The organism is Sporosarcina sp. GTC18466 (assembly GCF_055389225.1).
This window is the reverse complement of the sequence record NZ_AP044037.1, coordinates 1159046-1181843: the sequence shown is the minus strand read 5'-3', so window position 1 is coordinate 1181843 and position 22798 is coordinate 1159046. Positions and strand designations below refer to the sequence as shown.

23 protein-coding genes and 1 pseudogene are annotated in these 22798 nt (G+C 55.8%); 19 read left to right on the top strand and 5 right to left on the bottom strand.

Annotated elements, in window-relative coordinates:
* The first annotated feature begins 179 nt into the window (after window positions 1-179).
* The 4 genes from hemE (at window position 180) to ACZ5FK_RS05870 (ending at window position 4604) form a co-directional block, all read left to right on the top strand.
* Window positions 180-1217 carry a uroporphyrinogen decarboxylase gene (gene hemE / locus ACZ5FK_RS05885; RefSeq protein WP_464806973.1) on the top strand — a complete coding sequence of 346 codons (1038 nt, stop codon included), beginning with the start codon at window positions 180-182 and terminating at the stop codon, window positions 1215-1217.
* A gap of 21 nt (window positions 1218-1238) precedes the next feature.
* A complete protein-coding gene (hemH, locus tag ACZ5FK_RS05880; protein ID WP_464806972.1) occupies window positions 1239-2171 on the top strand; it encodes a ferrochelatase in 933 nt (310 codons plus the stop codon).
* A 12-nt stretch (window positions 2172-2183) separates the two neighbouring features.
* Window positions 2184-3602, top strand: coding sequence for a protoporphyrinogen oxidase (hemY, locus tag ACZ5FK_RS05875; RefSeq protein WP_464806971.1), 1419 nt, complete (start codon window positions 2184-2186; stop codon window positions 3600-3602).
* A 123-nt stretch (window positions 3603-3725) separates the two neighbouring features.
* The gene (locus tag ACZ5FK_RS05870) at window positions 3726-4604 is read left to right on the top strand and encodes a glycerophosphodiester phosphodiesterase family protein (RefSeq protein ID WP_464806970.1); all 879 of its coding nucleotides are present in this window, start codon (window positions 3726-3728) and stop codon (window positions 4602-4604) included.
* Window positions 4605-4649: 45 nt separating this feature from the next.
* On the opposite strand, the gene ACZ5FK_RS05865 is transcribed toward ACZ5FK_RS05870, so the two are convergent.
* The 3 genes from ACZ5FK_RS05865 to yhfH (ACZ5FK_RS05855) form a co-directional block, all read right to left on the bottom strand.
* Window positions 4650-4994 (bottom strand): ATPase, encoded by a 345-nt coding sequence (locus ACZ5FK_RS05865; RefSeq protein WP_464806969.1) that lies wholly within the window; start codon window positions 4992-4994, stop codon window positions 4650-4652.
* 170 nt (window positions 4995-5164) lie between these two features.
* The gene (gene yhfH, locus ACZ5FK_RS05860) at window positions 5165-5317 is read right to left on the bottom strand and encodes a protein YhfH (RefSeq protein WP_464806968.1); all 153 of its coding nucleotides are present in this window, start codon (window positions 5315-5317) and stop codon (window positions 5165-5167) included.
* Between the two features lie 77 nt (window positions 5318-5394).
* Window positions 5395-5520: a protein YhfH gene (yhfH, locus tag ACZ5FK_RS05855; RefSeq protein WP_464806967.1), complete on the bottom strand. Its 126-nt coding sequence runs from the start codon at window positions 5518-5520 to the stop codon at window positions 5395-5397.
* 137 nt (window positions 5521-5657) lie between these two features.
* Here yhfH (ACZ5FK_RS05855) and ACZ5FK_RS05850 point away from each other — a divergent pair, with 137 nt between their 5' ends.
* From ACZ5FK_RS05850 to ACZ5FK_RS05795, 12 genes and pseudogenes are all read left to right on the top strand, one after another.
* Window positions 5658-6650: a lipoate--protein ligase gene (locus ACZ5FK_RS05850; RefSeq protein ID WP_464806966.1), complete on the top strand. Its 993-nt coding sequence runs from the start codon at window positions 5658-5660 to the stop codon at window positions 6648-6650.
* A 920-nt stretch (window positions 6651-7570) separates the two neighbouring features.
* On the top strand, window positions 7571-8275 hold the full coding sequence (locus ACZ5FK_RS05845; protein ID WP_464806965.1) for a response regulator: 705 nt from the start codon (window positions 7571-7573) through the stop codon (window positions 8273-8275).
* Window positions 8272-9327, top strand: a complete 1056-nt coding sequence (locus ACZ5FK_RS05840) for a sensor histidine kinase (protein WP_464806964.1) — start codon at window positions 8272-8274, stop codon at window positions 9325-9327. The genes ACZ5FK_RS05845 and ACZ5FK_RS05840 overlap by 4 nt, the downstream gene beginning before the upstream one ends.
* Entirely contained in the window at window positions 9278-10051 is a 774-nt protein-coding gene (locus ACZ5FK_RS05835; protein ID WP_464806963.1) for an ABC transporter ATP-binding protein, read from the top strand. Before ACZ5FK_RS05840 ends, ACZ5FK_RS05835 begins: the two co-directional genes overlap by 50 nt.
* A 21-nt stretch (window positions 10052-10072) precedes the next feature.
* A complete protein-coding gene (locus ACZ5FK_RS05830; protein ID WP_464806962.1) occupies window positions 10073-11998 on the top strand; it encodes an FtsX-like permease family protein in 1926 nt (641 codons plus the stop codon).
* A gap of 362 nt (window positions 11999-12360) precedes the next feature.
* Complete coding sequence (locus tag ACZ5FK_RS05825) at window positions 12361-13926, top strand: fatty acid--CoA ligase family protein (protein WP_464806961.1); 1566 nt, start codon at window positions 12361-12363, stop codon at window positions 13924-13926.
* Between the two features lie 260 nt (window positions 13927-14186).
* Window positions 14187-16163, top strand: a complete 1977-nt coding sequence (locus tag ACZ5FK_RS05820) for a S9 family peptidase (protein ID WP_464806960.1) — start codon at window positions 14187-14189, stop codon at window positions 16161-16163.
* Between the two features lie 76 nt (window positions 16164-16239).
* Window positions 16240-16722, top strand: a complete 483-nt coding sequence (locus tag ACZ5FK_RS05815; protein ID WP_464807376.1) for a GNAT family N-acetyltransferase — start codon at window positions 16240-16242, stop codon at window positions 16720-16722.
* Window positions 16719-17192, top strand: a complete 474-nt coding sequence (locus ACZ5FK_RS05810; RefSeq protein WP_464806959.1) for an SF0329 family protein — start codon at window positions 16719-16721, stop codon at window positions 17190-17192. Before ACZ5FK_RS05815 ends, ACZ5FK_RS05810 begins: the two co-directional genes overlap by 4 nt.
* The gene (locus ACZ5FK_RS05805; RefSeq protein WP_464807375.1) at window positions 17144-17257 is read left to right on the top strand and encodes a hypothetical protein; all 114 of its coding nucleotides are present in this window, start codon (window positions 17144-17146) and stop codon (window positions 17255-17257) included. The genes ACZ5FK_RS05810 and ACZ5FK_RS05805 overlap by 49 nt, the downstream gene beginning before the upstream one ends.
* A gap of 113 nt (window positions 17258-17370) precedes the next feature.
* Window positions 17371-17676, top strand: coding sequence for a late competence development ComFB family protein (locus ACZ5FK_RS05800; RefSeq protein ID WP_464806958.1), 306 nt, complete (start codon window positions 17371-17373; stop codon window positions 17674-17676).
* A 184-nt stretch (window positions 17677-17860) separates the two neighbouring features.
* Window positions 17861-18139, top strand: a pseudogene (locus ACZ5FK_RS05795) (GNAT family N-acetyltransferase); the annotation flags it as partial.
* Window positions 18140-18310: 171 nt separating this feature from the next.
* Here ACZ5FK_RS05795 and ACZ5FK_RS05790 read toward each other — a convergent pair.
* Window positions 18311-19126, bottom strand: a complete 816-nt coding sequence (locus tag ACZ5FK_RS05790) for a flagellin (protein ID WP_464806957.1) — start codon at window positions 19124-19126, stop codon at window positions 18311-18313.
* Between the two features lie 114 nt (window positions 19127-19240).
* Between ACZ5FK_RS05790 and ACZ5FK_RS05785 the strand changes: the two genes are divergently transcribed.
* Entirely contained in the window at window positions 19241-19630 is a 390-nt protein-coding gene (locus tag ACZ5FK_RS05785) for a flagellar protein FliS (RefSeq protein WP_464806956.1), read from the top strand.
* 36 nt (window positions 19631-19666) lie between these two features.
* Here ACZ5FK_RS05785 and ACZ5FK_RS05780 read toward each other — a convergent pair whose 3' ends face one another.
* The gene (locus ACZ5FK_RS05780; protein ID WP_464806955.1) at window positions 19667-20443 is read right to left on the bottom strand and encodes an enoyl-CoA hydratase-related protein; all 777 of its coding nucleotides are present in this window, start codon (window positions 20441-20443) and stop codon (window positions 19667-19669) included.
* A gap of 176 nt (window positions 20444-20619) precedes the next feature.
* Between ACZ5FK_RS05780 and ACZ5FK_RS05775 the strand changes: the two genes are divergently transcribed.
* Entirely contained in the window at window positions 20620-21849 is a 1230-nt protein-coding gene (locus tag ACZ5FK_RS05775) for an EAL and HDOD domain-containing protein (protein ID WP_464806954.1), read from the top strand.
* 65 nt (window positions 21850-21914) lie between these two features.
* The gene (locus ACZ5FK_RS05770) at window positions 21915-22766 is read left to right on the top strand and encodes a DegV family protein (protein WP_464806953.1); all 852 of its coding nucleotides are present in this window, start codon (window positions 21915-21917) and stop codon (window positions 22764-22766) included.
* Window positions 22767-22798 lie beyond the last annotated feature (32 nt).

Sequence of the window (22798 nt, the reverse complement as noted above, 5' to 3'; positions counted from 1 at the left end):
TAATCATATTTTCCCTTCTACAGGCAAGTCAAACAAACGGTGGCTAAATCGTGTCACGCGCCGCGCACAAATTTATGACAAGCGGTTCAAATGCTATACAATAAGGCCGCAGTCGTCTATATTGGAAGGCGGAATAAACAATATATGATAGCAATTACAAAGAAAGTAGGAATCGATTGATGACCACATTTAACGATACTCTGCTTCGCGCCGCAAGAGGCGAAAAGATCGGCCATACGCCTGTCTGGTATATGCGCCAGGCGGGACGTTCACAGCCTGAATACAGGAAGATCAAAGAGAAATATTCCCTTGAGGAGATTACGCATCAGCCGGAACTGTGCGCCTACGTCACAAAACTTCCGGTCGACCAATATGGCGTCGATGCGGCGATCCTTTATAAGGATATCGTCACGCCGCTGCCGGGCATCGGAGTCGACGTGAAGATCAAGGCGGGCGTCGGTCCCGTCATTTCAAACCCGATCCGCGACGTGAAGGATGTCCAGAATCTCGGGGAATTCGATCCGGAGAACATCAAGTTCGTGACGGACACGATCAAGCTTCTCACGCAGGAGCAGCTGAATGTGCCGCTTATCGGATTCGCAGGAGCGCCGTTCACGCTTGCGAGCTATATGATCGAAGGCGGTCCGAGCAAGAGCTACAACAAGACGAAAGCGCTCATGGTGTCGGAGCCTGAAACATGGTTCGCGCTCATGGATAAGCTTGCGGATACGACAATCGCTTATATCGGCGAACAGGTCGCAGCCGGAGCGAAGGCGATCCAGATCTTCGACTCATGGGTCGGCGCACTGAATGTCCAGGATTACCGGACGTTCATCAAACCGGTCATGACGCGCATCTTCACGGAGCTGCGCAAACTGGACGTGCCGCTGATCACGTTCGGCGTCGGGGCGAGCCACCTCGCGAACGAATGGCATGACCTGCCAGTTGACGTCGTCGGGCTTGACTGGCGCCTGCAGATCGAGGAAGCGGAAGCGCGCGGCCTTACGAAGCCGCTGCAAGGCAACCTCGATCCGTCGCTATTGCTTGCGGACTGGCATGTCATCGAGGAGCGGGCGAAAGCGATCATCGAGCAGGGCGTCCGCCACGGCAGCCATATCTTCAACCTGGGCCACGGCGTCTTCCCGGAAGTGCAGCCGGCCACCCTTAAGAAACTGACAGAATTGATCCATACGTATAGCGCAGAATTACGCAATTAAAATCCAGACGAGGTGAATGAGATGACGAAAAAGACGATGGGACTTCTCGTGATGGCGTACGGAACGCCGTACAAAGAGGAAGATATTGAACCGTATTACACGCATATCCGCCGCGGCCGCAAGCCTGCGCCGGAGCAGCTCGAAGACTTGAAAAACCGCTACGAAGCGATCGGCGGCATTTCCCCGCTGGCGAAAATCACGGAAAATCAGGCGCAAGCGCTTGCCTCCCGGCTGAATGAAAAGCAGGATGACATCGAATTCAAGCTGTATATCGGCCTTAAGCATATTACACCGTTTGTCGAAGAAGCGGTCGAGCAGATGGCGAAGGACGGCATCAAGGAAGCGGTCTCGATCGTCCTTGCGCCGCATTACTCCTCCTTCTCCGTGAAGTCGTATAACTCCCGTGCGAAAGAGGAAGCGGACAAATACGGCATTTCGATCACCTCGGTCGAGAGCTTTTATAAGCAGCCGAAGTTCATCGATTTCTGGTCACGCCAGATCAAAGGCGCGTTCGACGCGATGGACGACGCGGAGCGGGAGAAGGCGTGCCTCGTCGTTTCCGCGCACTCGCTGCCTGAGAAGATCCGTCAGGCGGGCGACCCATACCCGGACCAGCTGGAAGAGACGGCTGGCATGATCGCAGAAGCGGCTGGCGTAAAACAGTACGCAGTCGGCTGGCAGAGCGAAGGGCAGACGGGCGAGCCGTGGCTCGGGCCGGATGTCCAGGACTTGACGCGTGCGCTGCATGACGAGAAAGGCTACACATCCTTCGTCTACACGCCGGTCGGCTTCGTCTCTGACCATCTGGAAGTCCTTTATGATAACGATCACGAATGTAAAGTCGTCTGCGACGAGATCGGCGCGGCATACCACCGTCCGGAAATGCCGAATACGGATCCGCTCTTCATCGACGCGATGGCGGATGCGGTCCTCGGCAAGCTTGAAACTGCCTAATGGGGTGAAGGGATGAACAGCGAAAACAAGAAAGTCGTCATCGTCGGCGGCGGCATCACAGGGCTCGCGGCCGCCTTCTATCTGCAGAAGGAAGTGAAGGAGAAAGGGCTGCCTGTCGACATCCAGCTGATCGAAGCGTCCAACCGTCTCGGCGGGAAGATCCAGACCGTGCGGAAAAACGGCTTCGTCATCGAGCGGGGGCCGGATTCCTTCCTCATCCGCAAAAAGAGCATGGACCAGTTCGCGGAGGATCTCGGAATCGCGGACCAGCTCGTCCGGAATGCGACAGGGCAGGCGTTCATTCTCCTGAATGAAAAGCTGCACCCGATTCCAGGCGGCTCCGTCATGGGGGTGCCGACGCAAATGGGGCCTTTCCTGAAGTCGGACCTCTTCACAGCGGCCGGGAAGCTCCGGGCAGCGGGCGATATCCTGATGCCTCGCTCCAGTGCGGCCGCGGACCAGTCGCTCGGTGCGTTCTTCCGCAGACGCTTCGGCGGAGAGCTTGTCGAGAACCTGATCGAACCATTGCTGTCGGGTGTCTATTCAGGTGACATCGACCAGATGAGCCTGCAATCGACGTACCCGCAGTTCTATGAGGTCGAGAAGAAGCACAGGAGCCTGATCCTTGGCATGAAGAAGACGACGCCGAAGCAGGTGCCGCAGAAAGGCGGACGCGGTGCCGGGAAACAGGGGGCGTTCCATTCGTTCCGCGGCGGCCTGGAGTCGATCGTGGAAGCGGCGGAGCGGAGCCTCGATCCGGGCATCGTCCAGAAAGGCGTGCGCGTCATGAAGATCGAGAAATCGGACGGGCAGGCGATCCTTCATTTGAATGATGGGAGAAGGCTTGTCGCGGATTCGGTCATCATGACGGCGGATCATGTCACGGTGAGCCAGCTGTTCGCACCGTACGGCATCCTGAAAGGGCTTGGCGAGATCCCGACGACGTCTGTCGCAACGGTGGCGCTTGCGTTCCCTGAGGAAGCGGTCGTCCAGGACGCGGAAGGCACGGGCTTCCTCGTCTCTCGGCGCAGCGATTATTCCATCACTGCATGCACATGGGTGCACAGGAAATGGCCGACGACGACGCCGGACGGCAAAGTGCTGCTCCGTGCCTTCGTCGGAAAGGTCGGCGACGAAGCGATCGTCGATTTGCCGGATGACGAGATCGAGCGCATCGTCCTCGCTGACCTGAGCCGCATCATCACGATCAAAGGCAAGCCTGACTTTTCCGTCATCACCCGTTTCAAAGAGGACCGGCCGCAATACCGGGTCGGCCATAAGGAGCGGATCGAACAGGCGCGCAAGGAGATCAAAGCTGAATTTCCGAACGTCAAACTGGTCGGCGCCACGTATGAGGGCGTCGGCCTGCCGGACTGTGTCAATCAAGGGAAAGCGGCAGTACGGGACGTGCTCTCGGATTTATTCGATTAAAAGTGGAAAGGGCTGCCTGCGGGCGGCCTTTTCTTGCATCCATGGTTAGGAAACTGGCGAAAACGGTTATAGAAAGGGCAGGCCGCTTGATAGAAAAGAGAAGGCCGCGAAGGGGAAAACACCATGAAACGCTTACTGCTATTGTTATTATTGATCATCCCGCTGTCCGCCTGTTCATTCGGCGATAAATGGAACAGCGCCATGCCGAAAGACGAATTTCTCGTCATCGGGCACCGGGGCGCTTCTGCGTATGTGCCTGAAAATACGCTCGCTGCTTTTAAGCTCGCAAAAGATCTGGAGGCGCCGTATATTGAACTCGATATCCATGAAACGAAAGACGGGGAGCTCGTCGTCATGCATGATAAAGACGTCAAGCGCACGACGGATGCCAAAGGGAAAATCGAGACGTTCACGCTGGCTGAGCTGAAACAGCTGTCGATCGATGAGCGGAAAAAAGAGAAAGTCGCCATAGATACGGATGGGAAAGACCTTGCGGTGCCGACCCTCACCGAAGTGTTCGATGAGCTCGGCGACTCGATGAATTATGTAGTCGAGCTGAAAGACCCGGAGCGCTACCCGGGCATTGAAGGGAAGCTGCTCAGCGTCCTTGAGGAATATGATCTGCTTAAAGAGGACAAGCATGGCAGGCCGCGCGTAGCGATCCATTCATTCAACAAAAAATCACTGAAGCATGTCCATGAACTGAACGACGAGGTCCCGCTGCTGCAGCTCATCTCATTCGACGAAGGGGAAGAGGCCGAGTTTTCGAAGAAGGAACTGGACGATCTGCTCACATATGCAGATGGGGTTGGTGTCAGCTACGAAGCAATTGTGCCGGCATTCGTCAACTATATGCATGAAAAGGGCCTCGCGGTCTACGCGTACACAGTGGATGACCCGGAGGAAGCTTTGCGGCTGAAGGCGATGGGCGTCAACGGCATCCATTCGAATAAACCCGATCTGCTGGACCGGGCAGAGGAAAAAGAGGGGCTGTCCGAGTAGTATCGGCGCCCCCCTTTTTCCGTTAGCTTGTCTTTTGCTTGTCCATTAAAGGACAGGCGTCAATTCGGAATTCAGCACGCGCTGCGCCGCGATGACGACGCCTGAAGCTGTGCGGCCGTATACGGAATAGATGCCGCCCGCTTGATTCGGTGCGATTTCCACTTCATATTGGAATGCGCCGCCTGTCAAAGGCAGTGTGACAAAACCGGAAGCATCCGCCCTGACATTAAAGTTGGCAGAGCTGAGCAGCCGTCTTGTCCCATTCAATCGATACACGCGAACTGTCCCTGTCAAAGGACCGCCTGTGCGATTGAGGATTTTGACGCGTACCGATGTGGCGTTGGATGGCTGGTTGCCGGTGTTTTCGATCGGACCCGTTGTAAGTGGCATGTATGTTCACCTCCCCTGATCGATAGTGAATCTGCAGATTCTACTGTCATACTATGCAGCGTGCAGAAGGGTGAGTGGGAGCTTGTACCGAATCGGGGAGATCATCTACATCTGCAAAATATAAAAGAGACGGCTTCTGCTCAGATGACAGCAGCCGTCTCTTTTCAGGGTTAACTCGGTTTGCGGTTAGAGAAGAGATAGGTTTCATTGCACGAATCGCATGTGTTGCCATAGCACTCATGCTGTTCTTCGATTGTTTCACCACAAGATGTACACAGTTTCGGGGGCAGGTTCCTGAAGAAGTCGACAATGCTTTCAGCCATCCATTCCACCTCCTGTTGTCTGTACTACTATTGAATAGAAATTGGTCGTTTGTCATATAACAGATGCGATAAAAAAATTACAGCATATTGCATGCGTCGCATTTCCTGCTGTAGCACTCATGCTGTTCCTCGATCGTTTCACCGCAAGATGCGCATTCCTTTGGCGGCAGGGACTTGAAGAATTCTACGATGTTCTCTATCATATGCACCGGCTCCTCTCTTTGTTATAGGACTGAGATTAAATTATTGGTAGTGTATTATAACATTGAATCTTTTGTCAACACTTTTCCCCCTACTTCAGATAAAATGGACGTATCACGGTACATAAGGAGCGAATTTCATGATTTTCATTGACAATAAAGGGATCACAGACCCGCGCATCAACCTCGCAATCGAGGAATATCTATTGAAGACGATGGATGTCGAGAAGGACTCGTATTTGCTGTTCTATATCAACGAGCCGTCGATCATCATCGGACGGAACCAGAATACATTCGAGGAGATCAATACCGAATTCGTGGATGCGAACGGCATTCATGTCGTCCGCCGGCTGTCGGGCGGAGGCGCCGTCTATCATGACCACGGCAACTTGAATTACAGCTTCATCACGAAAGACGACGGCGAATCGTTCCGCAATTTCAAGAAATTCACGGAGCCCGTCATCAAGGCGCTCCAGGAACTGGGCGTGAAAGCGGAGCTGCTCGGCCGCAACGACATCCTCGTCGAAGGGCGGAAAGTGTCCGGCAACGCGCAATTCGCGACGCAAGGACGCATGTACAGCCACGGCACGCTCATGTTTGATACGGAAATCGAACGCGTCGTCTCCGCGCTCAAAGTGAAGAAGGACAAGATCGAGTCGAAAGGGATCAAGTCGATCCGCAGCCGCGTCGCGAACATCTCGGAATTCATCGAAGGGCCGATGACGATCGAAGCGTTCCGCCAGCACATCCTGAAGTCGATCTTTAATGGATCGGAAGATGTTGAAACGTACGAACTGACCGATAGGGACTGGGACAATATCCGCGTGCTTTCCGCGGAGCGTTACGGCAACTGGGACTGGAACTACGGCAAATCGCCGAAGTGCAACGTCCAGCACTCCCACCGCTTCCCGGTCGGCGGCATCGATGTCCGCCTGCAGGTGAACAAAGGGAACATCGAGGAAGTCCATATTTTCGGCGACTTCTTCGGCGTCGGCGACGTGGCGGAGATCGAAGAGAAGCTGCAAGGCGTCCAGCATGAACGCGAGTCCATCAACAGGGCGCTTGACGGCATCGACATCCCGACCATCCTCGGCGGCATTACGAAAGAGGAATTTGTGAATTTGATTTATTGAGATGGTGGAAAGCCCGGCGGATGCCGGGCTTTTTGTATGCAGCCGGCCGGGGGGCGGGTTGCTTCGTATGGCGGGAGGATTGCTTGGTCAGGAAGGCATGTTGCTTCGTGCAGGCGGGCGATTGCTTCGTTTGGCAGAGGGGTTGCTTCGTTTCGGTGGTGATTGCTTCATAAGGCGGGCTGATTGCTCATTTGGCTGTTCGGGAAGAGGGTTGCTTCGTTTGCAGGCTTGATTGCTTGGATTAGGCGGGTGATTGCTTCATATGGCCGGTTTGTTGCTTCATAACGAGGTGCGATTGCTTCGTTTCGCCTGTTGAATGCTTCATAAGGCGGGCGGATTGCTCATTTGGCTGTTCGGGAAGACGGATTGATTCGTTTGCAGGCTGGATTGCTTAGATTGCGCGGGTGATTGCTTCGTTTGGCGGGCTTGTTGCTTCATATCGAGGGATGGTTGCTTTGTTTCGCCTGTTGAATGCTTCATAAGGCGGGCTGATTGCTCATTTGGGTGTTCTGGAAGGGGATTGCTTCGTTTGATGGCTGGATTGCTTGGATTAGGCGGGTGATTGCTTCGTTTGGCCGGCTTGTTGCTTCATATCGAGGGATGGTTGCTTCGTTTCGTCTGATGAATGCTTCGTAAGGCGGGCCGATTGCTTATTTGGCTGTTCGGCAGGCGGATTGCTTCGTTTGCAGGCTGGATTGCTAAGAATAGGCGGGTGGTTGCTTCGTTTGGCCGCCTTGTTGCTTCATATCGAGGGATGATTGCTTCATTTCGTCCGATGAATGCTTCATAAAGCGTGCCGATTGCTCATTTGGCTGCCCGGAAGGCGGATTGCTTCGGGTGATGCCCCGCTCGCCCGGCGCGTTACTGCGGGAACGTTGGAAATGCGGTATAATTGGCGGAGACTGAAAGGGGATTGAACGATGGAGAACCACCGGATTTTCATTGTGGAGGATGACAGGAAGATCGCGGCGCTGCTGGCGGAGACGCTCCGGAAGTATCAGTATGATGTCGCGATTGCGGAGAACTTTGACCATATCATCGAAGAGAGTGCGGCGTTTGACCCGCATCTCATTTTGCTCGATATCAATTTGCCGTCCTATGACGGATATTACTGGTGCCGCCAATTGCGCCAGCATACGACGTGCCCGATCATTTTCATTTCTGCGCGCTCCGGCGATATGGACCAAGTATTTGCGCTCGAGAACGGCGGGGATGATTTCATTACAAAACCGTTCCATTACGAAATCGTCCTCGCCAAGATCCGGAGCCATCTGCGCCGCTCGTTCGGGGAGTATGCGCCGAGCCAGGCGGAGCGCATGGTGAAGCTGGGCGCGCTGACGCTGTTCATTGAACGGATGGAGCTGCAGCTGAGGGAGACGGTGATCCCGCTTCAGAAGAAGGAGTGCGTCATCCTGGCGCTGCTCATGGAAGCGTCGCCGAAAGTCGTCGCGCGGGAGACGCTGCTCGAGGAGTTGTGGGATGACCAGTCGTTCGTGGACGAGAATACGCTGAACGTCAATATGACGCGCGTGCGCAAGAAGCTTGCGGATTATGGGGTGAAGTCGTCGATCGAAACGGTGCGCGGTTCGGGCTACCGGCTGCTGCCTGCGCCGGAGGAATCATGAAGCAGTTTCTGCTGTTCCTCCGGGAGCATACGCCGCTCCTCATCTTTGAAGTGTTCCTCGTCATGTTCATCCTGCTGCTCTATTATCTGGACGGCTTCCGTGGGATGAATACGGCGATCTACTCGATCGTCATGACGTTCCTGCTGACGGCGTGTTTCCTTGCGGGCAAATACATTATGAGGCGGTCGTTTTACGCATCGGTCACGCGCAGGCCGGAGCGGATGGAGGATGCGCTGATCCGCGGGGCGCAGTCGCCGGAGAACCGGCAGACGGCCCAGTATATGCGCAGGCTCTACGGCATTTATCAGAATGAAGTGCAGACCCTCTATGCGTCGCAGCACAGGCAGCTTCATTTCATGAATCAGTGGGTGCACCAGATGAAGACGCCGCTGTCCGTCATCAATCTGCTGCTGCAGGAGGAAGGGCCGCTCGACCGCAAAAGTGTCGCGGAAGAGGTCGATAAACTGCGGTTCGGGCTGGAGGCGGTGCTCGTCAATGCGCGGCTCGATACGTTCGAGCAGGACATGCGGATCGAGCAGGTGAACTTGCGGCAGCTCGTGCAGGATATCGTCAACGAGCATAAGCGGCTGTTCATCACAAGCGGGGTCTTCCCGGCGATCCAGATCGACGAGTCGTTCACCGTGTCGACGGACGCAAAATGGATGCATACGATCATCGCGCAGTTCATCACGAATGCAGTGAAATATACGTTCGAAGAAGGGAAAAAGGTCCATTTCACGGCGAACCAGGAGGAAAAGGGGATCTGCCTCCGCATACGCGACGAAGGGATCGGCATCCCGGCATCCGATCTCAAGCGCGTGACAAAGGCGTTCTTCACCGGCGAGAACGGGCGGCTGACGGGCGAGTCGACGGGCATGGGCCTGTATATCGCGGCGGAAGTATGCGAGAGGCTCGGTCATCCGTTGTCGATTGAATCGGAACCGGGCAGCGGCACCGTCGTCCGCTTAGAATTCCTGAATGGAGAGAGGGGGGCCCCGAAGGATGGAGAGACGCAAAATCGTCGAACTGACAGAAGTGACGAAGATCTATGAAGGGAAAGTGATGCACCGCGCGCTGAACCGGCTCGATTTCGAAGTGGATGAAGGCGAGTTCGTCGCGGTCATGGGGCCTTCCGGGAGCGGGAAGACGACGCTCCTCAACCTGATTTCGACAATAGACTTGCCGACATACGGCAAGATCGTCATCGACGGCGTGGAGCCTGAAGCGCTCAGCCAGAACGAGCTTGCCCTGTTCAGAAGGCGCAACTTCGGCTTCGTCTTCCAGGATATCAACCTGCTGCATACGCTGACGGTCGAGGAGAATATCGTCCTGCCGCTGACGCTCGACGGCATGCCGGTCCATGAGATGGAGCGGAGGGTCTCGATGCTGGCGGATCAGCTCAGCCTCGGGCAGATCTTGAACCGCCGGCCGGACGAGCTGTCGGGCGGCCAGGCGCAGCGGACCGCGATCGGTCGGGCGCTCATCCATACGCCGAAGCTGATCCTCGCGGACGAGCCGACGGGGAACCTGGATTCCAAGTCAGCGAAGGACGTGCTGGAACTGTTATCGAACGTGAACCGCAAAGAGCGCACGACGATCATCATGGTGACGCACGACCCGATTGCGGCGAGCTACTGCGACCGCGTGCTGTTCATCAAGGACGGCGAATTCTTCAATGAGATCTACAAGGATGAGCGGCGCCAGACGTTCTTCCAGCATATCCTGAACGTGCTGTCGCTGCTCGGAGGGAACGTCCATGATCTGCGTTCCTTGTAAACCGGAAAGGGGGCGGGCTAGATGACATTCCGCCAGTTCGCCTTCCGGAACGTCGTCAGGAACCGGCGGATCTATGCCGCCTTCTTCCTCGCGAGCGTGTTCTCGGTCATGGTGTTCTTCCTGTACTCGATGCTGCTGTTCCACCCGTCGATCGAAAACCGCTTCGTGCAGGAGATCGCGTTTGTCGGCATGAGCGCAGCGGAATTGATCCTGTTCATCTTCACGCTGTTCTTCCTGTTCTATTCGATGCGGGCGTTCCTTGAGGCGCGGTCGAAGGAGTTCGGGATCCTGCTTCATCTCGGCATAGAGAAACGGCAGCTGCACCGGCTCATCTTCATCGAGACGCTGATCATCGGGATGGCGGCGATCGTGACGGGGACGTTCCTCGGATTCATGTTCACGAAGTTCTTCTTCATGGTCGTCAAGCAGATCGTCCTGCTGCCGGCCTTGCCGCTATACTTGTCCTGGAAGCCGTTTGTGCTCACGGTCAGCGCGTTCCTGAGCTTGTTCGTCATCATTTCCTTGTCGGCACCGGTCTTCATCCGGACAGGCAAAGTCGAGGAACTGATCAGCGGCGAGGCGGCTGACCAGCGTTCCCACGGATTTTCGCGCGTGCGGGCGGGGTTAGGGCTGGCGCTGCTCGCCGTCTCGTACGTGATGGCAGCGGCGATTGCGAACTCGTTCGTCATCAGCCTGCTGTTCCTGCTGCCGCTGCTTGCCGTCATCGGAACGTATTATTTTTTTACGGATTCACTGCCCTATTTGCTGCAGCAGATCAGGAAGCGCAAACAGATCTACTGGCAGCATTCCTGGCTGCTGTCGATCTCGGAAGGGGTTGTGCGGCTGAAGGAGAACGCGCGGATGTTCTTCATCGTCACGATCGTCTCGACGCTTGCCTTCATGTCCGTCGGGCTGCTCGCATCCTTGACGTCATTCGCGTCGCAGTACCGGGAAATGAACCCCCTCGGCCTCGTCTACCAGAGCTATCCCGGCAACACGCTCGAGCAGCGGCATGTCGCGGGGCTCATCGAGGAGCTGGAGGACCGGCAGCTTGAATACACGCTCGTCCGGTTCCCGATCATCGTGCAGACTTCGTCATTCACGAACAATGCGGTGTTCATCTTGAAGCTTTCGAATGTTAACATGCTCGCAGCTTCGTTCGGATATGACCCGGTTCGCCTGGAGCGGGGGGACGCCGTCTTCCTGCCGCCGTCGGGATCCGCATATAGTGCGCTCGCGCGGAGGACAGTCAGCACGGAACTCGTTGAAAGCGAGATTGAGGTGGAGATCAAAGGCGCCTACCCGCACCAGCTGTTCCCGGCGAATGCAATCGGCACGAACGCGATCATCCTGAATGACGCCGACTTTGTGGAGATGCTGAAGGCGGATATTGACCCGATTTCGTCCTACTACGCCTTCAACGTCCCGGACTGGCAGCAGACGCCGGACATCGGCCTGCGCATCTCCCACTCGATTTCGGAGTCGTTCATCAGCGGGACCGCGCAGCGCCTGCCGTATAAATTCGACAATCCGGGCGCGAATTACGCGATCATCCGGACGACGTTCTCGCTGCTGCTGTTCATCGGGCTTCTGCTCGCGGGCGTCTTTTTCCTCGCAGCGGGAAGTTTCATCTATTTCCGATTATATACGACGCTCGACCGCGACAAGCGCCAGTTCGACGTGCTGCGGCGGATGGGCATCACGGACCGCGAGTTCAAGCGGATCGTCAACCGGCAGCTCATCCCGCAATTCTTCTTCCCGTGGGGCGTCGCGTTCGTCCACAGCTCATTCGCATTCCTGTCGCTGCAAGTCATCTGGGACGCCCTCGCCGAAATTTCGATCGTGCGGGAGATGCTCCTCGTCCTCGGCGGCTTCACGATCATGCAAGTGCTGTATTTCTATCTGATCCGCTGGCGATACCTCGCCCATATCAAAACACCGGCTTAGTTGGCTGGTGTTTTTTTGGTGGAGCGGGGAGGAAGTGAGCAATGGACTGCTTGAAGTGAGCAACGAAAGCCGGTAGGAAGCAATCGGGCCGTCAAAGTAAGCAACGGCGCTCCAAAACGAAGCAACATTGCTGTAAAGTGCGCAATGCAGGCTGGATAGGAAGCAATGAGGAGGGCGTGCTCGGGTTTATCTGCTCAGTTTCTGCCGAGATGAACTCGTGATTCCTTCTTTTAATCTAATAAACCCACCCCTATTCAGGAAAATCACACCCAATAGCATTGTAAAATCTAAATTTTTCTTATATAATAATAGAGGTGAGAAATGAATGAGTATTCATTCAAAACGCAAAAGGGGGAGTTTACATGAATTTAGTCATGCGGGTCCACGAGACTGCGAAATCACAGCCGGGCAAGACCGCGTATCACTTCATGGGGAAAGACACGTCGTATGCGGAATTCGATCAGTCGGTGTCGATGTTCGCAGGCGCTCTGCAGGAGATCGGCATTGGCCGAGGGGACCACGTGGCGCTATTGCTCGGAAACACGCCGCATTTCCTCATTTCGCTGTATGCTACGATGCGGATCGGCGCGACGGCGATTCCGGTCAATCCGATCTATTCGCCGGATGAGATTTCGTATATCCTACATAACAGTGACGCGAAGGCGGTCATTGCGCTGGATGCGCTCCTGCCGTTAGTCGAGAAGGCGGCCGCCGGATTCCCGTCGATCCACGATTACATCATCTGCGAAACGGCGCCCGATGCCCTTGAGAAGATGATGGCGCTGCCGGACGCGGTGAAGGAGAAAGTCCATCCGTTCTCGCAGTTCATCATGACGGGCCGCCCGGATCTTGAGCCGGTTTCTGTTGATGAGAATGAAACCGCTGTCATTTTGTATACGTCGGGGACGACCGGGTATCCGAAAGGCGCGATGCTGACGCATAAGAATCTGTATTCGAATGCGCGTGATGTCGGCGATTATCTCGGGTTCTCGGAGAATGACCGCATTGTCGCGACGCTGCCTGTGTTCCACGTGTTCGCGCTCACGGTCGTCGTGAATGCGCCGCTGCTGAAAGGGGCGACGGTGCTGCTCATTCCGAGATTCAGCCCGCGTGATGTATTCCAGACGATCAAGGAACAGAAGGCGACCGTGTTTGCGGGCGTTCCGACGATGTTCAACTTCCTGTACCAGTATCCGGACGGGGACCCTGCTGATTTCAGCACGATCCGGCTTGCGATCTCAGGCGGTTCGTCGCTTCCGGTCGCGCTGCTCCACAACTTCGAGGACAAGTTCAGCACGCGCATCTCGGAAGGGTACGGCCTGTCCGAAGCGTCGCCGGTCACGTGCTTCAACCCGCTCGACCGCGACCGGGTGCCGGGCTCGATCGGTACGAACATCGTCAATGTCGTCAACAAAGTGGTGGACGAATTTGGGGATGAAGTGCCGTGCGGGGAAGTCGGCGAACTCATCGTCCAAGGCCCGAATGTCATGAAAGGCTACTACAAAATGCCGGAAGAGACCGCGGTCGCTATTCGTGACGGCTGGCTTTACACGGGTGACCTTGCAAAACAGGACGAGGACGGCTACTTCTATATCGTCGACCGTAAAAAGGATTTGATCATCGTAGGCGGCTATAACGTCTATCCGCGCGAAGTCGAGGAAGTGCTGTTCGCGCACCCGGATGTCGTCGAAGCCGCGGTCGTCGGCGTGCCGGATCCGGATTTCGGCGAGGAAGTGCAGGCGTTTGTCGTACTGAAAGAAGGGTCTTCCGTTGATGAAGAGCAGCTGAAGGCGTTCTGCGCAGGGAAGCTGGCGAAGTACAAAGTGCCGGAGACGATCGAGTTTCTAGCGGAACTGCCGAAGAATACGACCGGCAAGATCTTGCGCCGCAGCTTGAAAGACCAAGTGAAGGCGAATGGGATGAAATAAGGAGACGCTGTTTTCGGCTGGATGGCCGGGAGCAGCGTTTTTTTATCTGATAAGTAAGCAATAAAGCCGAAAAGTGAGCAATGACGGTTCCTAGTAAGCAATAACTGTGCGAAAGTAAGCAACAGCGATATGAAACTAAGCAACCGGCATGACGAAGTAAGCAACGCTGCTTGAAATCGAAGCAATAAAAATTTTTCATCATCAAAGAAGGAGATTTACTACGACTGTCGAAATATGTAGAGGAGAAAAAGATTGGGGGAATGAACATGGAAAAGGTAAAAGTGGACGATCTCTATACATTGCAGTCGGTGACGGACCCGCATATCGCGCCGAATGGCAAGGAAGCGGTATTCGTGAAGACGCATATCGACAAGGACGACAACAAGTATTATTCGAATCTGTTCCATATCGATCTCGAGACGAACGAGATTACGCAGTGGACGCATGGAAAGCAGCGCGCGATGCAGCCCGCGTGGTCCGCGGATGGCGTGCAGCTTGCGTTCCTGTCGAACCGTGATGAGAAGAACCAGCTGTATGTGCTGTCCGCAAAAGGCGGCGAGGCGCGCAAGGTGACGGATTTTGAGAAGGGCGTATCCGGTTTTGTCTGGTCGCCGTGCGGCACGAAGATCTGGATCAACGGCGCCGTGAAGCAAGGCAAGACGTTCACGGACAAGGAAGAGAAGGATGACAAGAAGAAGCCGGAGCCGTACCGCGTGACGAAGATGAAGTACAAAGCGGATGGCGTCGGGCTCTTGCCGCAAGATGTGTTCCGCCAGGTCGGCGTCGTCGATCTGAAAACGGACGAAGTGACGCAATTCACGGAAGGCGACTACCAGCATGGGCTTGAGGCGGTTTCGCATGACGGCAAGAAGATCGTCATCGGGGTGAACCGCAAAGACAACCTCGACCGGGAATTCCGCCAGCCGCTGTACCTCATTGACATCGAGACGAAAGAGGAGACGGTCGTCATCGACGAGGAAGGCTATTACGGCGGCGCGACATTCTCGCATGATGACCGCTATATCGCGTTCGCCGGCTCGGACCGCGCGTTCCAGAATGCGACGCACAGCAGCCTGTATGTGTTCGACACGCACCGCGGCAACCGCCTGAACGTGACGGAAAGCATCGATGCGCCGATCGGGGATGCGGTCGTTGCGGACCATCAGCAAGGGGCGTATGCGCCGGCTGCGGTCTGGACGAAGCATGACCAGCTGTACTTCCAGCTGTCGGCGATGGGCGACGTGCGCCTGTACTTCGCGACGCTGGACGGCGAAGTGTATCCGGCGTCTCCTGAAGATGAGCATGTGTACGGCTACGATATTTCGGAAGACGGCACGTTTGCGCTTCTGGCGGTGAGCAATCCGGTGAACCCGGGCGAATTGTATAAGATGACGATCGCGACGGGCGAGCGCGAGGCCCTCACTTCATTCAATCAAACGTACCTCGAAGAAACGGAGCTTGTGAAACCGGAAGCGATCCAGTTCAAAGGGCACAATGACTGGGATGTCCACGGCTGGCTCATGAAACCGGCGGGATTTGAAGACGGCAAGACATATCCGCTCGTCGTCAACGTCCACGGCGGCCCGCATGCGATGTACGGGAACTCGTTCTTCCATGAGATGCAGCTATTAGCAGCACAAGGATGGGGCGTGCTGTACATCAACCCGCGCGGCAGCCACGGCTACAGCCAGGAGTTCGTCGACGCGGTGCGCGGCGATTATGGCGGCGGCGACTACGAGGATATCATGGCGGCGGTCGACTACGCGCTGGAAGAGAACAGCTGGATCGACGAAGACAAGCTCGGCGTCACGGGCGGCAGCTACGGCGGCTTCATGACGAACTGGATCGTCGGCCATACGGACCGCTTCAAGGCGGCCGTCACGCAGCGCTCGATCTGCAACTGGATCAGCTTCTTCGGCGTGTCGGACATCGGCTATTACTTCAGCGAGTGGCAGATCCTGTCCGATATGAAAGACGTCGACAAGCTGTGGAAACACTCGCCGCTGAAATACGCGGAGAATGTCGAGACGCCGCTCTTGATCCTTCATTCCGAAAAGGACTTCCGCTGCCCGATCGAGCAGGCGGAACAGCTGTATATCACACTGAAAAGCATGGGCAAGGAGACGGAATTCGTCCGTTTCCCGGATGCGGACCACAACCTATCGCGGACCGGCACGCCGAACTTGCGCATCGACCGGTTGGACGAGATCACGGGCTGGTTCGCGAAATACCTATAAGAACCGGAGAATGAATTTGACCTATACAAACGATAACGTCACGATCAGGCCGATCACAGAAGAAGATTTGCCGCGCATGTGGGAACTCGCGTTTAAGGAAGAGGACCCCGAGTGGAAAAAATGGGACGCGCCGTATTATCCGCATAAAGCGATTCCCTATGAGACGTTTCTTGAGCGGAAAGAGAATTTCGTTCAGCAGGACGACATCTGGGCGATCGAGGCAGGCGGCGCCTTCATCGGCATCGTCAGCTATTACTGGGAGCATAAGCCGTCGCTCTGGCTCGAGATGGGCATCGTCATTTACGAGCCGGCCTACTGGAGCGGCGGGTACGGGACGAAAGCGCTCACGATGTGGATTGATCATTTATTCAATGAAAAACCGCTCGTCCGCGTCGGCCTCACGACGTGGTCGGGCAACGAGCGCATGATCCGCGTCGCGGAGAAGCTCGGCATGACGATGGAAGCCCGCATCCGGAAAGTCCGCTTCTGGAACGGCGTCTATTATGACTCGATCCGGATGGGGATGCTGCGGGAGGAATGGAGCCCGCAGCGCGCATGAGGTGGACGAAGCTGAAGCAGCTGGCGGAAGGCTTCCTGTGCGAAGAGCTGAAAGGACGCGTGAAGTACGACGTGACGGTGCACCGGAAAAGCCATGACCGTACCGCGACGCTTCGCATCACGCTGGACGGCGAGGAGATTTTCCGCGCTTCGGATATTCCTTACGACTTGCGGGTGAATGAACGGGGCGGCGAGTTGAGCGAAGAGCGCGCGATCGACCCGCTCAAATGGGACGGAGACTGGGAAGCCCTTTTCGCTTCGGCTGAGCTGAAGGAGCTCCACGCCGCCTATGACGATGCGGAAACGGAGACGCGGGAAGCGGGCTGCTATCCGGCATGGGAGATTGTGCGACTGTTGTGCGACTGTTGTTCGACTATGTCCAGATGCCGATTGCAGGTGCGCGAAGCCATGCCCATCCGTTCATCCGGGCGCTCGCCATGCTTGACCGCAGGACGGGGAAGCGTTCGCTAAGGGCGATGGACGTAGAAGAGGAAGATGGGCTCGTCAAGCGGTTTTACGGGATTCGCATGCAATGACAAGAGGGCAGCGCGCAGCTGCCCTTTTCTCATTGTGGAAAAACTTTCCCCTAATCAGGGAAGCAGTGGTACAATAAGGATATAGCACACAGGGAATGGCTGGAGGGAACTACATGGGAATTTACAATGTCATGGAAGATGTCGTACGCGATGTCCTGAATAAAAACAAAAAGGACCTTCATCTTTCATGCGATTGTGAGCGCTGCCAACACGACATCATGGCGATTGCGCTCAACGAACTGCCGCCCCAATATATCGTCAATGAACAGCACAGCCCGTATATCCGGGCGAGCCACGAAGCCGACCGGCAGGGGGCGACGAACATTTTGCTTACTGTGGCGAGGGCGGCGCGTCTTGTTGCGGATTCGCCGCGGTGCGGGAATGCAGGATTAATTACGCAGCAGGCAGAACGGAAATAGTGAGCTGCCTGACAAGAATCAGCAGAACTTTGGGACACTAGATTGTTGAGTGTCCTTTTTTGTGCCGCTGCATCATGAGGGGATGAGGAACATGAAAATAATTGAAACCGAGCGGCTTTACCTCAGGGAGCTGCGGATGGAAGATTAGCATGAGCTGGCGAAGGTCCTTTCTGATCCGGAGTCAATGCGCTATTACCCGCATCCTTTTGACCAGGAGAAGGTGAAGGCGTGGATCACCTGGAATGTGAACAACTACCAGCAATACAATCACGGGTTATGGGCGGTTGTCCTGAAAGAGGATAATACATTCATCGGCGACTGCGGCATCACGATGCAGGACATCGATGGGAGGCGGCTGCCTGAAATCGGCTTCCATATACGAAAGGAATACGAGAACCAAGGATACGCCACAGAAGCAGCGGCGGCCTGCAAGGACTATGCATTCACGGTCCTCGGGTACTCCGAAATCTACTCTTACACGACTTTAGCTAATAGGGCGTCGCAGAAAGTCGCTGAAAAATCGGCATGCAGCCGTTTGCGACGTTTGAAAAGAACGGCGAACCGAAGATTGTCCAAGTTGCCTATAGACCGTGATGCTGCATGCAAAAAGACACCGTGTCGCCACGGTGTCCAATCACTTCAACAGGCCCAGCACATTCTGGACGTTCTGGTTCATCTGGTTCACAAGCAGATGGTCGCCCTTCTGCCGGATGTCGAGACTGACGAAATTCATCATTTCCTTCGCCATATCGGTGTCTTCGAGCATCGACAGCGATTTCGTCAAGTTGTTCTCGAAGACGAGCGCGTTTGCCAGATGATGCTCGATCGATTCCATCTGCGAGCCGACTTTCGTCAGGTGCCCGGAGACGGTTTTGATGGCGTTGTCGACTTTGGTGATCATCGCTTCGGCGTCTTCCTGGGAACTGATGGAGAGCTTGACGTCTGCACCGAACAGCTTGTCCGTGCTCACATCGATCGTATCGATCTTCATCTGCTGGCCTGGATTTGCTCCGACATGTAGTACGATCGGCGCACGGTCCCCGAGGATCTGCTTCGTATTGAACTCGAGTTTCTCGGACGTATCGTTGATCGCGCCCATCAGTTCATCCAGTTCCGTCTGCGCAGCTGTCCGGTCACTTTCCGTCAGTGTGCCGTTCGCCGTCTGCACTGCCAGCTCCCGCGCCCGCTGAAGAAGGCCGTTGACGTTGTTCAGCCCTTCGTTCGACGCTTCTAGAACCGAGAGGCCGTCCTGCATATTGCTTTGAGCGCGGGAAATGCCGCGGATCTGCGCACGCATCGTTTCCGAAATCGACAGCCCCGATGCGTTGTCTGCGCCTTTCGCGATCGTTTTCCCCGAACCGAGCTTCAGCAGGCTCTTCTCGATCTGCGCCGTGTTGCGCTGGGAGCGGTTCATCGAAAACGCAATCTGCTCCTGGCTATGTATGCGCATATAGTCACCCCATTTACAGTAATTTCACCTATCCCTTTCTATATCGGCGCATTTTTATTGAAATGAAACCCCAATCTGCCGATAGAAAAGAAAAAGGCTCCGGAGTGAACCATCGTGAATTTTAACCATGCAGCACGCATCTACCGGGAAACGAATGCATCGACCCTCCCGAAAATTGAATATGTCATCCTTCTGCTGAAAGCGCTCAGCCGGAACATCGATGCGTGCCTGGAAGGAGCAGGCGCGCTAGAGAAGAAGGAAATGCTGCGGCAGGGCCAGGAATTGCTGTTCGAACTGCTGGCGACGCCGAACCGGAAAACGGAGGAGGGTGAGCGGCTCTTTACGCTCTATGTCTACCTGAACCAGCTGATCGTCACTGCGCAGCTCACGAGGTCGGGTGCATCCCTTGAAGAAGCAGGGCGGATCACCGGGGAACTTATCACTTCCTGGGAAGCGGCGCAGCAGAAGACGAGGCGGCAGACCTATACGTCGGATCAGATCTGAACGAAAAAGAGCGCCCATGGCAGGCGCTCTTCCACATCATTTTCCTTTAAACTCCGGCTTCCGCTTCTCCGAAAACGCCTGCAGCGCCTCGATGCGGTCCTCGGTCGGGATCGTCACTTCATACGCTTTCCGCTCGATCGCGAGCCCCGTCTGCAGATCCGCGTTCATGCCGTGTTTCACGGCGAACTTCGCCTGCTGCAGCGCAATCGGTCCGTTCTGGAGCATCAGTTCCGCGAACGCTTTCGTCTCTTCGACGAGATTTTCGGAATGGACGACTTTCGTCAAGAGCCCGCAAGCCATTGCTTCCTGTGCCTTCAAGCGGCGTGCTGTCAGAATCAGCTCGAGCGCTTTATTCTCGCCGACGAGCCGCGGCAGACGCTGCGTGCCGCCCGCGCCCGGAATGATTGCGAGCCCTGTTTCGGTAAGGCCGACGACGGCGCGCTCCGACGCCACCCGGAAATCACAGGCGAGCGCAAGTTCCAGCCCGCCCCCGAGCGCATAGCCGTCCAGCATGGCGATGGTCGGCTGCGGCAGATTGTCGATCGCCGTGAACACTTCCCCGGTCTTATACAGATTCCGCTTCACCTGCTGCTCCGTCAGCGACTTGCGCTCCTTCAGATCCGCCCCCACGCAGAACGCCTTCTCGCCGGTTCCCGAAAAGATGACGACCCGGATGTCCGGATTGATGCGGATCGACTCGATCACCTGCCCGAGCTCCGCCAGCAGATCATAGGAGAGCGCATTCATCGCCTCCGGCCGGTTGAGCGCGACGAACGCCAGATGCCCCTCCTGCACATACAGTATATGTTTCATTCCAATTAACCCCTTCCCATTTCCAGATACCTTTAACATAGCATTTTCAGGCAGGCAATTCTATCATCCGACATATCCCAACCTGGAAGTTTCGAATTCTCATGAACAATTACCTAAAAAGCATGGTGAACAAAGTCGCATTTTGGTATACTACTAAAAATGGGAGGTGAAGGGAATTGAGCCAGAATATTTTTGTCGGCAGGCAGCCGATTCTCGATCGCAAAGGAAATATCTACGGCTATGAGCTGTTATATCGCAACAGCATGCAAAACCGTTTCCCGATGATCGAGCCGGAGAAGGCGACGATCCGGCTGCTCGTCAATAGTTTCATGACGATCGGCATCGACAAAGTATCCGGTGGCACCAAATCCTTCATCAACTTCACGGGCGAACTATTGACACAAGATATTTTTACGAGTTTCCGTCCCGACCGGATGGTCATCGAAATCCTTGAGGACGTCGAAATCACGCCGTCCCTTCTGACCCGCATGCGGGAATTAAAAGCGAAGGGCTTCGTCTTCGCGCTCGATGATTTCGTGCTGCAGGAACAATACATGGTCCATACCTCACTGTTCGACATGATCGACATCGTCAAAGTGGATTTCTTCCATTCGGACGCTCCTCTACGAAAACGGATACGCCAATTCCTGAAGGCCTACCCGCATATCCGCATGCTCGCTGAGAAAGTGGAGACGCGCGCGCAATATGATGAAGCACTCGCCGGCGGATACGAGCTGTTCCAAGGCTACTTCTTCGCGGAGCCGGAAATCATCACGGGGAAGGAAATCCCGGCGAATCTATCCTGGCATCTGCAGATCCTCGAGAAATTGAACATGCCGACGCCGAGCATCAGCGAGATCGCGGGCATGATCCGCAGGGATGTCTCGCTGTCCTTCAAGCTCCTGCGCTTCATGAACATGCATGCGTTCCAGGTTCCGGCGAAAATCGTTTCCATCCAGCAGGCGATCGTCATGATCGGGCTGAAGGAGACGCGGAAATGGATGCAGGTGATGACGCTTTGCGAACTTGGCGAGCAGTCAGGCGGCCGGGTGAAGGCGCTCATCTCATATTCCCTTGCGCGGGCGAAACTGTGCGAGCTGCTCGCGGGCTACAAAGGCCAGGCGAACGCAGATGAATGCTTCCTCGTCGGGATGTTCTCGCTGCTGGACGTCATGCTGAACAAGAAATGGCCGGAGCTGCTGGCGCTTGTGCCGTTCACGGAGAAAGCCGCGGCGACGCTCCAGGGCGAATGGACGGATATCACGCCGTTCCTCCAGCTGGCGGCTTCGATGGAGCGGTTCGAGTGGGACCGGATCGAGCTCTACTCGAAGATCCTGGACATTCCGCCGCATGTGCTCGGTGAATTTTCCCAAGAGGCGAACCGCTGGGCGTATGAACTGGAATGACCGTTTGTTTCCGCGTTTTCATTTACGGCATAATTAGGTAGAATGGGAAGCGGGAGTTGATTTTATTGAGAACAGCAATTGTGACTGACAGCACCGCGTATTTGCGGGCTGATCAGATAGATGAGTACGGCATCCGCGTCATCCCCCTTTCCGTCACGATCGACGGGAAGGCGTATGAAGAGGAGATCGACCTGTCTACGGAGGATTTCTACGAGAAGGTGCGCGGCAACGGCCCGCTGCCGAAGACGTCCCAGCCGCCGGTCGGACGGTTCGCGGAATTGTACACGGCGCTGAAAGAGGTCGGGTATGATGCGGTCATTTCGATCCATTTGTCGAGCGGCATCAGCGGGACGTACGCAGGTGCGGTGCAGGCGGGCGAGATGGTGCAGGGAATCGATGTGTATCCGTTCGATACGGAGATTTCGTGCTATGCGCAAGGGTTTTATGTGATGCGGGCGGCTGAGCTTGCGAAGAAGGGCGTGGACCCGGAGCTGATTATGGACGAGCTGCGCGGGATGAAGAAGACGCTGCGGGCGTATTTCATGGTGGATGATCTCGGGCATTTGCAGCGGGGCGGCCGGTTGTCGAGCGCGGCGGCGCTGCTTGGCGGGTTGCTGCAGGTGAAGCCGATTTTGCATTTTGAGGATAAGGTGATTGAGCCGTTTGAGAAGATCCGGACGCGCAAGAAGGCGATGAAGCGGATTGCGGATATGCTGGCGGAGGATGATGCGAAGTTGCCGCTGGAGGCGGTGATTATACATGCGAATCAGCCGGAGGAGGCGCGGGTGTGGCGGAAGGAGCTGTCGGAGCGGCTGCCGGATGTGGAGTTTTCGATCAGCCATTTCGGCCCGGTGATCGGGACGCATCTCGGGGAAGGCGCGATCGGCTTGGCTTGGGTGAAGCGGGCAGGGAAGTAGTCTTTCGGCGCCGCTGGCTTGCGTTCCGGGCG